At 38.2% G+C, this 13,416-nt stretch carries 13 protein-coding genes and 4 tRNA genes; 10 read left to right on the forward strand and 7 right to left on the reverse strand.

Going from position 1 to position 13,416, the window contains the following annotated elements; genetic code table 11:
* The first annotated feature begins 244 nt into the window (after positions 1 to 244).
* The 5 genes from acs to glyA all read left to right on the forward strand — a co-directional run bounded on the left by acs (position 245) and on the right by glyA (position 6,483).
* Complete coding sequence (gene acs, locus RAO94_08410) at positions 245 to 2,233, forward strand: acetate--CoA ligase (GenBank protein MDP8322360.1); 1,989 nt, start codon at positions 245 to 247, stop codon at positions 2,231 to 2,233.
* 78 nt (positions 2,234 to 2,311) lie between these two features.
* Positions 2,312 to 3,631 carry an OFA family MFS transporter gene (locus RAO94_08415; protein MDP8322361.1) on the forward strand — a complete coding sequence of 440 codons (1,320 nt, stop codon included), beginning with the start codon at positions 2,312 to 2,314 and terminating at the stop codon, positions 3,629 to 3,631.
* A gap of 182 nt (positions 3,632 to 3,813) precedes the next feature.
* Complete coding sequence (locus RAO94_08420; protein ID MDP8322362.1) at positions 3,814 to 4,719, forward strand: phosphate acyltransferase; 906 nt, start codon at positions 3,814 to 3,816, stop codon at positions 4,717 to 4,719.
* Positions 4,720 to 4,728: 9 nt separating this feature from the next.
* Positions 4,729 to 5,160, forward strand: a complete 432-nt coding sequence (rpiB, locus tag RAO94_08425) for a ribose 5-phosphate isomerase B (protein MDP8322363.1) — start codon at positions 4,729 to 4,731, stop codon at positions 5,158 to 5,160.
* A 24-nt stretch (positions 5,161 to 5,184) separates the two neighbouring features.
* Entirely contained in the window at positions 5,185 to 6,483 is a 1,299-nt protein-coding gene (gene glyA, locus RAO94_08430; protein ID MDP8322364.1) for a serine hydroxymethyltransferase, read from the forward strand.
* Between the two features lie 15 nt (positions 6,484 to 6,498).
* Here glyA and RAO94_08435 read toward each other — a convergent pair whose 3' ends face one another.
* The gene (locus tag RAO94_08435) at positions 6,499 to 6,765 is read right to left on the reverse strand and encodes a DUF3276 family protein (protein ID MDP8322365.1); all 267 of its coding nucleotides are present in this window, start codon (positions 6,763 to 6,765) and stop codon (positions 6,499 to 6,501) included.
* Between the two features lie 352 nt (positions 6,766 to 7,117).
* Between RAO94_08435 and trxA the strand changes: the two genes are divergently transcribed.
* From trxA to RAO94_08460, 5 genes are all read left to right on the forward strand, one after another.
* Positions 7,118 to 7,468: a thioredoxin gene (gene trxA, locus RAO94_08440; GenBank protein MDP8322366.1), complete on the forward strand. Its 351-nt coding sequence runs from the start codon at positions 7,118 to 7,120 to the stop codon at positions 7,466 to 7,468.
* An 84-nt stretch (positions 7,469 to 7,552) separates the two neighbouring features.
* Positions 7,553 to 7,629: transfer RNA gene (locus RAO94_08445), tRNA-Met, on the forward strand.
* A gap of 4 nt (positions 7,630 to 7,633) precedes the next feature.
* A tRNA-Met gene (locus RAO94_08450) sits at positions 7,634 to 7,710 on the forward strand.
* 15 nt (positions 7,711 to 7,725) lie between these two features.
* Positions 7,726 to 7,802 (forward strand) — tRNA-Arg (locus RAO94_08455).
* 15 nt (positions 7,803 to 7,817) lie between these two features.
* Positions 7,818 to 7,894, forward strand: a tRNA-His gene (locus RAO94_08460).
* Positions 7,895 to 7,928: 34 nt separating this feature from the next.
* Here the strand turns inward: RAO94_08460 and RAO94_08465 are convergent.
* The 6 genes from RAO94_08465 to RAO94_08490 form a co-directional block, all read right to left on the reverse strand.
* Positions 7,929 to 8,636, reverse strand: a complete 708-nt coding sequence (locus RAO94_08465; protein MDP8322367.1) for a class I SAM-dependent methyltransferase — start codon at positions 8,634 to 8,636, stop codon at positions 7,929 to 7,931.
* Positions 8,637 to 8,641: 5 nt separating this feature from the next.
* The gene (locus RAO94_08470; GenBank protein MDP8322368.1) at positions 8,642 to 9,307 is read right to left on the reverse strand and encodes a DUF6144 family protein; all 666 of its coding nucleotides are present in this window, start codon (positions 9,305 to 9,307) and stop codon (positions 8,642 to 8,644) included.
* Positions 9,308 to 9,325: 18 nt separating this feature from the next.
* Positions 9,326 to 9,697 carry a hypothetical protein gene (locus RAO94_08475; GenBank protein MDP8322369.1) on the reverse strand — a complete coding sequence of 124 codons (372 nt, stop codon included), beginning with the start codon at positions 9,695 to 9,697 and terminating at the stop codon, positions 9,326 to 9,328.
* Between the two features lie 69 nt (positions 9,698 to 9,766).
* On the reverse strand, positions 9,767 to 10,492 hold the full coding sequence (locus RAO94_08480; GenBank protein MDP8322370.1) for a PmeII family type II restriction endonuclease: 726 nt from the start codon (positions 10,490 to 10,492) through the stop codon (positions 9,767 to 9,769).
* Positions 10,489 to 11,379 (reverse strand): site-specific DNA-methyltransferase, encoded by an 891-nt coding sequence (locus tag RAO94_08485; protein ID MDP8322371.1) that lies wholly within the window; start codon positions 11,377 to 11,379, stop codon positions 10,489 to 10,491. Before RAO94_08485 ends, RAO94_08480 begins: the two co-directional genes overlap by 4 nt.
* A gap of 101 nt (positions 11,380 to 11,480) precedes the next feature.
* On the reverse strand, positions 11,481 to 12,755 hold the full coding sequence (locus RAO94_08490) for a Y-family DNA polymerase (protein MDP8322372.1): 1,275 nt from the start codon (positions 12,753 to 12,755) through the stop codon (positions 11,481 to 11,483).
* Positions 12,756 to 13,416 lie beyond the last annotated feature (661 nt).

The following is a 13,416-nucleotide window of genomic DNA, read 5'->3' on the forward strand; positions in this document are numbered from 1 at the left end:
CCTTCCCCCCTTCCCCCCTTCCCCTCTTCACCTCTTCACATCTTCTCATTATTCACATTTTATATTTTAATAAAAATATGTTGAATATTAATTGAATCAAATCGGATAAAACGAGTAGAAAATATTTTCTATTGAGCATTATAAGGGAGTATAGTTATAATTGGGAAAAAAGTACTTGACTTGAATAAATGACTCTAAGGAAATAGTGGCTAATAAATTTTAAAATGAAGGAGAAAGTTCCAAAATGGCAGAAGACAAAGTAATTAGCACTTTAAAAAAAAGTAAGGGAAGAACATTCCCTCCACCCGAGAAACTCCAGAAAAACGCCTACATATCTTCAGACGCACAATATAAAGAGATGTGGGAAAAATCAGTTAACCAACCAGATGAATTCTGGATGGAACAGGCTAAAACTCTGCATTGGTTCAAGCAACCAACAGTAGCTTTGAAGTATAACTGGGATACAGCCGGTAGAAAAATTGAGCACACCTGGTTTGAAGATGGAGAAATGAATGTCAGCTATAACTGTCTTGACAGACATTTAGGCACTCCAATTGCTAAGAAAACAGCAATTATCTGGCAGGGTGAAAATGAAGAAGACGTGGTAAAATACACCTATGAAGAATTACATGCAGAAGTTTGCAAATTTGCCAACGTGCTTAAATCAAAAGGTATCACAAAAGGCGACAGAGTAGCCATTTATATGCCAATGGTACCAGAGCTGGCTGTCACAATGCTTGCCTGTACCAGAATCGGTGCTATACATTCTATAATCTTTGGTGGCTTCAGTGCTGATGCTATCAAGGGCAGAGTTAATGACTCTGATTGCAAAATGCTGATCACAGCAAATATTTCCCGCAGAGCAGGAAAATATATCAGATTAAAAGACATCTCTGACCAAGCTCTGAAAGAAACTCCTACAATTGAAAGCGTTATCGTGATCAAAGTAAATGATGAACCATGTCACATGGAAGCAGGAAGAGATTTCTGGTATCATGATGAAATGGCAAAAGTAGATGTTGTTTGCGAAGCAGTACCCATGAAAGCTGAAGATATGCTTTTCATACTTTATACTTCCGGTTCTACAGGAAAGCCAAAGGGTGTTGTTCATACTACTGCCGGCTACCTGTTGCATACTGCTCTCACTCATAAATATGTATTTAATATTCATGATGATGATGTTTACTGGTGTACAGCAGATATTGGCTGGGTAACAGGACATAGTTATATTGTATATGGTCCTCTGGCAAATGGTTCAACTTCAGTAATGTTTGAAGGTGTTCCTACTTATCCGGATGCCGGACGTTTCTGGCAGATAGTTGATAAGTACAAAATTACTGTATTCTATACAGCACCTACAGCGATCAGAGCTCTGATGAGGCTTGGTGATGAATGGACTAAGAAATATAAACTTGATTCTCTAAGAATACTGGGTTCAGTTGGAGAACCTATCAATCCAGAAGCCTGGATGTGGTATTATGAAAAGATAGGACATGGCAATTGCCCTATCGTAGATACATGGTGGCAGACAGAGACTGGCGGATTTATGATCACTCCTCTCCCAGGTGCACACACACTTAAACCAGGAAGTGCCTCCAGAGCTTTCCTTGGAGTAGATCCTGTGATCTTAAGAGACGATGCAACTGAATGTGACGTGAATGAAGGTGGAAAGCTTTGCATCAGAAAACCATGGCCAGGAATGATGAGAACCATGTGGGGCGATCATGAAAGATTTATCGACACATATTTTGTCATGTTCAATGATATCTATTTTGCTGGAGATGGCTGCAAAATAGATGAAGATGGTGATTACTGGCTGCTGGGAAGAGTTGATGATGTGGTAAATGTTTCCGGACATAGAATTGGAACTGCAGAAGTGGAAAGTGCACTGGTAAGCCATCCAGCAGTTGCAGAAGCAGCAGTAACTCCTATCCCCCATGATATTAAGGGACAGGGACTCTATGCTTACGTAACTCTGGTAAACAATGTGGAACCAACTGACGAATTAAAGAAAGTACTTATCAAGCATGTACGCAGCGAGATAGGACCAATTGCTACCCCTGAAGCAATTCAGTGGGCTCCAGCATTACCAAAAACACGTTCTGGAAAGATCATGCGTCGTATCCTTCGTAAGATCGCTGAAAAGAGCACTGACAACCTGGGAGATATCACAACTCTTGCAGATCCAAGTGTAGTTGAAAGCCTGATCAAAGAACGTAAACTGCTCAAGTAATTTCTAAATATAATAAAGCCGGATCAGTGAAAACTTTTCCGGCTTTTCTTAGTATAAGAATAAGTATAAGGAGTCGAAATGACAGAAAAGAAAGTAATGAACAGGAATCTCGTAGTTCTTGGCGCTATCATAATCCAGCTATGTCTGGGTGCGATATATGCCTGGTCTGTGTTTACTAAGAAAATTACTTTAGCAATTTCAGCAGGTGGAGAATATGGTTTCACAGCAACTCAGGCAGCCTGGGTATTTTCTGCAGGTTTAGCAGCCTTCGCTTTAGTAATGGTTCTGGTTGGCCCGTGGGCAAAAAAGGAACCAAGAAAAGCGACAATGCTAGGTGGAATTGTCCTTGGTGCCGGATACATATTGGGAGGATTTTTTGGAAGTTCATTTATTGCTCAATTTATCTGTATCGGACTTATCGGTGGAGCAGGTATTGGTATAGCATATGTAGTGCCAATTGCGGTTGGGCTTAAATGGTTTCCAGACAAAAAAGGAATGATCGCAGGTTTAGGTGTTGCCGGTTTTGGATTTGGTGCAACATTATGGGTAAAACTTGCTGGCAGTTGGTTTGGAGGACTTCTTAATACAACAAGTTTATTTGGTCTGCCTGGTGTACAAAGTGTGTTTATTATATATGGTATAGTATTCCTAATTGTTGTTCTTATAGGAAGTATTGTAATGGTTGATCCTCCTAAAGGTTATAAACCTAAAGGTTGGAAACAGGATAGTTCTGCGAAAGGAGCTGCTGCTAAAAGTATTGATTATAGCAGTAAGCAGATGTTAAAAACACCACAGTATTATATGTTGCTTCTTATGTTTATTGGTTCAGCTCTTGCTGGACTAATGGTGATATATTGCATTCGTCTATTTGGTGTAGATGCCTTGCAGGCAAGTGGATTTGTTGATAACGCTAAATCAGCAGGAATTATTGCTGGTACTGCAATGGCTTCATATGCTATATTCAATGGCTTGGGAAGAATTATTTGGGGAACTGTGTCAGATAAAATTGGTAGAAAGCTTTCTCTCTTTTTAATGTTCCTTATTCAGGGATTAATGATGTTGTTTTTCATGAAAGTTGGTGGAACAAAAACAGGATTGATCATTGGTGCCAGCCTTATTGGATTCAATTTTGGTGGTAACTTTGCACTCTTTCCTGCCATTACATCAGATTTCTTTGGTTTGAAAAACCTGGGACCAAATTATGGTTGGGTTTTCCTGGCGTATGGTATTGCAGGTATTGCAGGACCACAAGTTGCAGGATATTTTAAAGATATCGCCGGTCAATCCGGAATTGGTGTAGGAGCCTGGAGTACTCCTTTTATTATTGCAGGAGTTGCATGTCTCATTTCTGCTATACTTGCAATTGTAGTAAAACCTCCTAAAACTGATTCAGTATAATTTATATATTTAGTGCTCCAGTAGTAAAAATATGCTACTGGAGTTTTTTTGTCTCCTATCCACCTTCTGAAGTACTTATAAAACATTTTGCCTATTATGAAATAATCCCTTGTTAAACGCATTATTGCTTGACATGATTAGTCCTGAATTATTCTCGAAAAAAAGTATTTATGGAGGAATCTATGCCAATCAAAAAGCTGGAGGATATTATTAGGCTTTTAAAATCTAAGCCTAAGAAGAGGATTGTGGTTGCTTCTGCTAATGATGAAACCACAATTCTGGCAGTAAAAGACACAATTGCTCTTAATTTTGCCGAGGTTACACTTGTGGGTGATGAAGCGATCATCAAAGATATCTGTAAACAAAATGATATTGACCCCGCCATATTTGAGATCATTCACGAAACTGATGATTTAATGGCTGCCAAAAAAGCGATTGCCCTGATCAAAGCCGGTAAAGGTGATGTTCTTATGAAAGGACTGATTTCCACAGATAAACTTACCAGGTGTATACTGGATAAAGAAGACGGGTTGATGATCCCTGGTGCTATCCTTTCTCATGTCTCAATTGCTGAAATTCCCACCCACCGCAAGCTTTTGATCTTCTCGGATGCAGCTTTTATCCCCAGACCCAATATAGATCAGAAAATTGCCATGACCAACTATGTGATTGAAACTGCCCGAAAAATCGGAATCAAAAGACCAAAAGTTGCCATAATTTCCTTTTCGGAAAAAGCTAATCCCAAGATCAAGGAAACTGTTGATGCCCTGATCATTTCCAAAATGGGTGAGCAGGGCTTGATCAAGAATGCAGATATTGACGGACCTCTGGCAATCGACCTGGCTATTGATCCTGAAAGCGTAAAGGTGAAAGGCGTTAAGAGCTGCGTGAAAGGTGATGCAGACTGCCTTATTTTCCCATTCCTGGAAGTTGGTAACGTATTCTTTAAATCTTTAACATATTTTGCCGGAGCAGTAATTGCTACATATATTGTGGGAACTCAAGCTCCAGTAGTTATTTCTTCCCGCGTTGACACAGAAAAAAGTAAGTTATACTCCATGGCATTTACCTGTCTGATGAGTTCTTAGGATAATACTATGAAAATTGCCTTAGCATCTGATCATGCCGGCTTTCCCCTTAAAGAAGTTATAAAAAAGTATCTTAAAGAGCATGAAGTAACTGATTTTGGCTGCTTTAATGAAGAAAGTATGGATTATCCTGACACTGGATTCCCTGCTGCGATGGCTGTTCGGGATGGTGAATGTGAACGTGGTATCCTCATTTGTGGAACCGGGATCGGGATGTCAATTGTCGCCAATAAAGTTAAGGGGATCAGAGCCAGCCTCTGTCACTGTGAAGAATTTGCTATCCTCACCAGAAAACATAATGACTCCAATATGCTAACTTTGCCTGGACGTTTTCTTGACGAGAATATTGCGATTAAAATTGTTGACGCCTGGCTGAATACAGAATTCGAAAATGGCAGGCATCAGAAGCGAATTGATAAGATCTCTGCCAGAGAAATTTAGCCCAAATTATTTTAGGAGGAATTTATGAAGTATATAAAAAAACAAGATCCTGAACTCTATAACGCAATGCAAAATGAAGTTAAAAGACAAGCTGGTAATCTGGAACTGATCGCCAGTGAGAATTTTGTATCGAATGCTGTATTGGAAGCTGCTGGTAGTGTTCTCACAAATAAATATGCAGAAGGATATCCCTATCGCTGGAGTAAGAAAACCGGCGCAATCAATTATAAGTTATATGGCAGATACTATGGCGGATGTGAATTTATCGATGATGTGGAAAGACTCGCGATAGAAAGGGCGAAAGAACTTTTTGGTTCAGAACATGCCAATGTTCAGCCTCACAGTGGCAGTCAGGCAAATATGGCAGCCTATTTTGCTCTGGTGAATCCCGGAGACACAGTTCTCTCTTTGGAATTATCTCATGGTGGACATCTCACCCATGGTCATCCACTCAGTTTCTCAGGCAAAATGTATAATATCATTCCTTATCAGGTTAATGAAAAGACCCAGGTGTTTGATTATGATAATATCCGTAAACTGGCTCAGGAGCACAAACCGAAATTGATCCTTACAGGTGCCAGTGCTTACCCACGATCAATTGATTTTGCTATATTTAGAGATATTGCTGATGAAGTGGGAGCAAAGCTCATGGTTGATATGGCTCACATCGCGGGATTGGTTGCTACTGGCATGCACCAGAATCCTGTACCTTATGCAGACGTAGTTACTTCTACAACACATAAGACATTACGCGGACCTCGCGGTGGACTTATTCTCTGTAAAGATGAATTTGCCAGGGATATTGATAGAGAGGTATTCCCCGGCATACAGGGTGGTCCTCTGATGCACATTATTGCAGCAAAAGCAGCAGCCTTTCAGGAAGCCTTACAGCCCGAATTTAAAGCATATCAACAGCAGGTGGTAAAGAATGCCAATGCCCTGGCGGAAGCTCTTATAGCTAACGGATTTGATCTGGTAAGCGGTGGAACTGATACTCATCTTATGCTGATTGATCTTGGCTCAGAAGAAGCAGGAGGTCCCAGCGGAAAGAAAATGGAAGGTGCCCTTGATCTGGCTGGTATTACTGCAAATAAAAACACTGTACCCTTTGATACCCGTAAACCTTTTGTTGCTTCCGGGATCAGGTTAGGTTCTCCTGCAGTTACAACACGTGGTATGCAAGAAAAAGAAATGGTGGTAATCGCTCAATTTATCAAAAAAGTCAGAGATAATTATAACAACGAAGAAATTCTTGCTCAAATTAAGGAAGAAGTAAGTATATTCTGCTCAGCATTTCCCTTATATCAAGATTTGATTGATTAATTATCGTTATATATCTTAAGCGTCCTCTTTGGGGACGCTTTCTTTTTCTTCTGTGGAAGTAACTCTCAAAAGATATTCCTTGATGACTTCCATTCCCTCAAAAAAATCTTCAAAATGTTCCTCGAATATCATTATTCGTCTGTGTTCATATCCATGCTCTGTTCTTTTTGATTCTGTGATCTTAAGATATTTCTGCTTGTCTCTGTTGATCTTTACATCAAAAAAATATGTCCTTCTACCTGCTGGAACCTCTACATTAAAAATCTCATTGTGTCTGTTCATTTTGTTTCCATCCTAATTTTTAAATCTAACATGGATATAAACAAAACTATTTTTTTATGTCAAGAAATATATTCATTATTAACATATAGCTTATTTAAATTACCCTATTCCACTCATTCTATCTATATATCATAATCTATATCTTTTATTAATTTACTTTATTTAGTCAAATCTACTCCTGATATTCTCCAAATTATTAATTTATTCTATTTACTTATATCTTTTTTACGATGTTTTTGCATGTTATTGTTGTCACCTAAATACGACAAATTTGCTTTTTAAATTTTTCCATTATACTATTAGTGTATTAAAAATGATACAGAATTAAAAAAAGAAACATAGTGGAGGTTTCATGGAACATCTTACAAAAGAGTCTTTTCAAGAAAAAGTTCACGATTACGTGAATAGCAAAGAGTGGAAATATCTTGGTAAATTACCTTGTATTATTGATTTTTATGCCGACTGGTGTGGTCCCTGTAAAATAGTTGGCCCTGTAATGGAAGAGCTGGCAGAAGAATATAAGGATAAGATCAATATCTACAAAGTCAATACTGAAGAACAGCAGGAACTTGCTGCAGCGTTTGGTATTCGCAGTATACCTTCCATCCTTTTCTGCCCTCAGGACTCTCAGCCCCAAATGTCAGTTGGAGCCCTTGGCAAGGAACAATTTAAAAGTGTAATTGAAGACATATTGATCAAGTGATTAATTGTTACTGTCAAATAGTTCTCATAATATTGTTTTTTGACTTGACATGATTTACTGTTCAAATATTTATGGAAAATACGATGCGAGGTGGAGCAGGCTGGTAGCTCGTCGGGCTCATAACCCGAAGGTCGGAGGTTCAAATCCTCCCCTCGCTACCAATTTGGCGGCATAGCTCAGATGGTTAGAGCATCGGAATCATAATCCGAGTGTCCGGGGTTCAAGTCCCTGTGCCGCTACCATTTTTTAATCATCGCGCGCCAATAGCTCAGCTGGATAGAGCACCGGATTTCTAATCCGGGGGTCAGGGGTTCGAGTCCCTTTTGGCGTGCCAATATAGTTTTATATGGTGGCTGTAGCTCAGTTGGTTAGAGTACAAGATTGTGGCTCTTGGAGTCGGGGGTTCAACTCCCCTCAGCCACCCCATAAATTTTAAGCTGATTTTTATGATCAGCTTTTATTATTTCCGGATCAGATACAATTTCTCTCTAGCCGGGGCAAAACCATTAGATCTCAAATACTGCTTCAACTTCTCTCCCCTGTCTTTAATACTTTCATATTTTGGGTTTTCTTGAACCAGATCAATATAATGATCTGTTGTCTTAAGATACTTCTCAAGTAAATTTGCGTCAAATTCATCTTCCATAGAATAGGAATACTCAGCATCCATCACGATCTTACATGACTCCTTCTTTATAAAACCGATCAGCTTACTATCTTCCCAGGTTATATCATGATAAACACCTTTGATCATATCAATAGATGCACAGTAATGATGAAGTTTTATATGAGACCTTTGAGCATTGGTTTGATCTTCATCACTCACCATTTCCTGGATCAAGATCAATCCTTCCGGTTGCAATATTCGCTTTAATTCGCTCATCACTTTTTCCGGGAATTCAAAATGGTGCAGAGAATTGGACATGCACACCAGGTCAAAGCTTTCATCTGAAAAACCCAGGGAATAGGCATCCCCTTTCACGAATTCTACTTCCTGATCATTATCTGCTGCCATTTTCAGCATCCTATCGTTGTTATCCACGCCGGTTATCTTTATTCCATCTCCGGCCAGGTACCGTATCATCTCTATGAATTCACCTCTACCGGTTGCCACATCCAGGGCAGTAGTCAATTTTAAACCTGTTAAATATTCTTTAATCTTATCCATATTCATTAAATATCATTTTCCGTTATCAGTAATTCAAACAGGCAATGATCATCTCCTTTAATAATTGATTTGAGTAGCTTTACCTTCACTTCTTTTCCTGTAATATACTCCCAGATATCCTGATAAAATCCCCCTCCACAATAGCAATATAAAGCATCAATCTCTGATCTATCATGATATTGCCTGATTCTGGGGCAATGACAATATAGCAAACGTCGCTTTTCTGGATCAGTTTCCTGAAAATATTCCTTCAGATAACCGCTCTTTGGGATCTTGGCAGCAAATATCCTATTCCCCTCTAATCGCCCAGCTAAACCCCAATGTCTTTTTTTTATCTCAGCAATTATATCTTTTTGTTCAAGTAACAGGCTTTCAATAAAGGTATCAAATTTTCTCTGCAGCATCTCATGTGCTGCCTCTAATTTTCCAATACCTGCATATTCCTTTCTGATCTCAGCTAATTCACTATGAGGATAGTGACATGCTGCTCCCAAGAGAATATCTATTGACTGTTCAGTGCCAAACTCTTCTTTTAATAATTCGATCAGATTCTTTGTGAATTCCAGTTCGCTCTGAGATTCATCAGCCAGAAGGTCTATCAATCTTCTGCTTTCGCATACTTCTTTCTGAGAATTTATTTTATCACGCCAGCTCTTCTCAAAATCATCCATCTCTTTAACTCCCGTGATCTAAAAAACCTTGCTTAAGAGTATCCCTGAATGGTGCGGTAATTTTATCCTGTTCTCACTAATATGATTATATTTCCCATCCAGAAAATCCTGACCAAGTTTTTGCATCCATTCTCTATTTACTTTGATCTTACCGATCTGTAAATAATATTCTCCCGTTTCCTTGATAACTTCGATTTCTGATAATTCCACTTTTATTTCTTCATTCTCACCATCAAGTGCAAACAGCATCACAACCCTGGGATCAATTCCCACAATAAGCTCATGATTGATAAATTTACCATAATCATTAAGATATTTATCAAATATTTCATTTATCTTATGCTTAAACAAGCTATCTATCATATTTATCAATATTCCCGGTATCTTCATATATTCTCCTATATTTAGACTATTTTCAAAATCATTTTAAATTCATTAACGATAATACTTTTATTGTCATTACTTAGACGAGTTAAATTTCGTAAGTTTTTCCCAATCTATTACCCCTGATTTGTAACAGAATTCTCTAACAAATTCCATTGTAAATAAGTTTAATATCCCAGAATACTGCTCAATAAACTCAGAATTTTTCTCCTTAGCTTTATAACCCACTGGTTCAATAATTTTAAGATAAAAATCTTCTTCCCCACTGATAAATTCCCAAAACTTCTGGCCACAGTACTTGTAATAATCACCATGATCATATTTGCCTGTTCTACCATAGCAACATCCATTTACAGCAATAACATGAAGGTTCGATCCAGAAGTTCTCAGTGTTTTAGTAGCTAATCTGAAGTCTTCCTTCATTTTAGCTATCTGACCACTATTGCCCCAATTGGGGCCTGATTTAATTGAGACTATATAACGAATACAGTCCCTTTCAAATTCTAAATCTATACCTTTAACCGCTGACTTAAAACCATTATAAACATTACTATTCACATAAATTGCCAGTTTCTCCAAAAATTCACCAAATAAAGTCTCCTCTTGAGATGATAAATGTGCATCTAATATTGCTTCAATGATATCCGATGCTGTTTGCATATATTTTGCTTTAAACAAATACGGATTTTTACGTTTTAGTACATTAAGGAGTTTTAATTTCTTAAATCCTTCCAATCGTCTTTGATGAAAGTAACTTACATTTTCTTCTACAAAACTATTCAAATCGGTAATATTAATCATAATCTTAATAAAATCTGTTCAGAGACAGATTCATGGAGCTCCTTATATTTTGTTTTATCCGCATTCATTGATTCATCAGAAATATTAAAAACTCTTTCTAATGCTATTTTATAATATTCTGGATTACGTTCAATTCCTATGCTGTTTCTATTTAAATTTCTTGCCACAGAATTTGTTGTTCCTGATCCTAAAAATGGATCAAAAATCCAATCATTAGGATCAGTAAATAATTTGATAAACCATTCGGGCAGAGATTCTGGAAATGCTGCACTATGCTTTCTATTATAACATTCTGTTGCCATATAGAGAACATTATCAGGATAAACTAATTTACGATTAATCCAGTTTGATATATTTTTTCCAAATCCACTTCCAACCTTAGAATTATCACGAATTTTATCAGTTTCACTAATCTTTTTTAGTCGACTCTGTGCCCAGTCTCCAACTGGTACCATTACAGCTTCCTGGTTCATTTTGAATTTTTTCTCTTTATTAAATTGCAGTAACCTTTCCCATCCATCCCGAAATCTATTAGGCCATTTACCTGGATAAGAATTTTTTTTATGCCAGATAAACTCTTCTGTCCACAGCCACCCTTGTTTTCGCATGGCTAATATTAATTCCATTACATAAGTATGACGTTCACCATTCAATACTTTTTCTTTGATATTCAGTACAAAAGAACCTTCTGGTTTTAATACCCGTAATAACTCTTCACTAATTGGTAAAAACCATTCTACATAATTATCAGGATGAATTCCTCCATATGTTTTCTTTCTTTGATCTGCATAAGGTGGAGATGTAATGATTAAATCAATGAATCCATCTGGAATATATTGCATCAACTTACTGCTGTCTCCATTAATAATACAACTTTTTGCCTTCATTACTTACTCCATCATCATATTTTTTTAACCCATTTATTCACGCTTTTATTCCTTTTTCTGTCAAGCAAATCTTACACATTAATTACTTATTTTGTTTTTGATTAACCAGATACACTCAGCAATTGCTGCCAGTTCGAGGTGTAATTGGGAGAGAGCAATTCTCTTTTCATCTGCCAGCCTTTATTTATCCCTGCGGCGGCATAGGCAAGCGTCCCTTGTCCCCACACGGCATTTAATCCATCCACACAGTCCATCACAACCTTACGGTGATCATCAATATACACAGGCTCAAAAAAATCCAGCGGTGCCATCTTCTCGGCAATAATATCGCTAATCATCACCCCCACCTTTTTGTATTTATAGCCGGAGCGGTAAATAGAACGCAATAGAATATCGGCAGCCTGAATGAAATCCGGCGTATAGGCAGATGGTGTAATCAGCTTGCTGGAAGCATAATTGGCATATTGCGGCTCATCCCGAAAACGGTTAGTGGTGAGATATACCATGATATTACTGGCAAGCGAGCGCTGATGACGCAATTTCAGCGTGGCTACATGACAATAATCTGCGGTTGCTTCCAGTAATTCACTTAATTTCTCCACCGGATGACCAAATGACCGTGAAGAGATGATCTGCTTCTTAGGCATAATATCCAGCTCCATATCTATGCAGGAAATACCATTTAATTCCTTCACTGTTCTTAGGCCCACAATGGTCATCTGCTGCTGGATCCATTTTTGATTCACCTTGCTCAAATCCCAGGCATTCATGATCCCATGCTCATTAAGCCTGGCAGCATAACGGTAGCCCACGCCCCAGATGTCACCTACTTCCACCCACTTCAGAATATCTTCAAAACGCGGATGATCTGTAATATCAAACACTCCCCCATAACCCGGAAATTTCTTTGCCACCCGATTTGCTATCTTGGCAAGCGTCTTTGTGGGGGCGATACCTACTGATACGGGCATCCCCAGCCATTGAGCTATCTGCTTACGCATCGATCTCCCATATTCCAGCCAGTTATCTACCTTCAAATCCTCCAAACTCAAAAACGCCTCATCTATCGAATATACCTCCAGTTCCGGTGTGTAATCGGATAATATCTTCATCACCCGTGCTGACATATCGCCATAAAGAGCATAATTAGATGAAAACAAATGCACATCATAGCGGTTCATCAGATGCTTGATCTTAAAAGCCGGCGCTCCCCGCTTCACGCCCAATGCCTTCAATTCCGGTGATAGTGCCACAATACAGCCATCATTATTGGAAAGCACCCCTACAGGCTTACCCCAGAGATTAGGCTGAAATGCCCGTTCACAGGACACATAAAACTGATTGCAATCCACCAGAGCAAAGCTCTTTCTGCTCATTATTTCATCCCCTTTTGATTAACTTCATAGTTAATATAAGTTTTACCTAATTAACTGTCAAGCTAATTATCTTAGCACGCATCCCCCCCGAAATTAAAATATTAGCTGACTGCTAAAGTGCCCTGAAAGGGCATTATAACGGCGAAGCCTAATAGCCATGGGTTTTAACCCATGGATTCAAAATCACATGAAGTCCCCACCCCATCCCGTTTTCGACGTTGCCGAAAACGGGATGGGGTGGGGATATTTTGTGTTTATTTTTCCCATGGGTTTCACCCATGGCTATTATAGTAGAACCCTTTCAGGGTAAAGAATAATTTCAAGAGGTATTAATATGTTAATCTATAATTATTAGCATTTTATGAGACATTATCATTTCCAAAACAGGGGAATGCCAGAATTATCTTAGCACTTTTCACAATCTTCCTCCTCTCTGCAAAGGACATCATGTTTCAGGTAAGGATAATAATACACTTGAGAAATTGCATAAATACTTTATATTAAGTAGAAACGTTACAGCAATATATGAAAATAATAATGATATTTTATAACTGATATTTCCGACTTGTCTAAGTGCTTGAAAAATATATAAGATATGTAAAAGAAAGCATTGACAAAAAGACCTCGTATTTTATTGTTACATTGTGAGTTACATCACTAA

The sequence above is a fragment of the Candidatus Stygibacter australis genome (genome assembly GCA_030765845.1).
GTDB lineage: Bacteria > Cloacimonadota > Cloacimonadia > Cloacimonadales > TCS61 > Stygibacter > Stygibacter australis.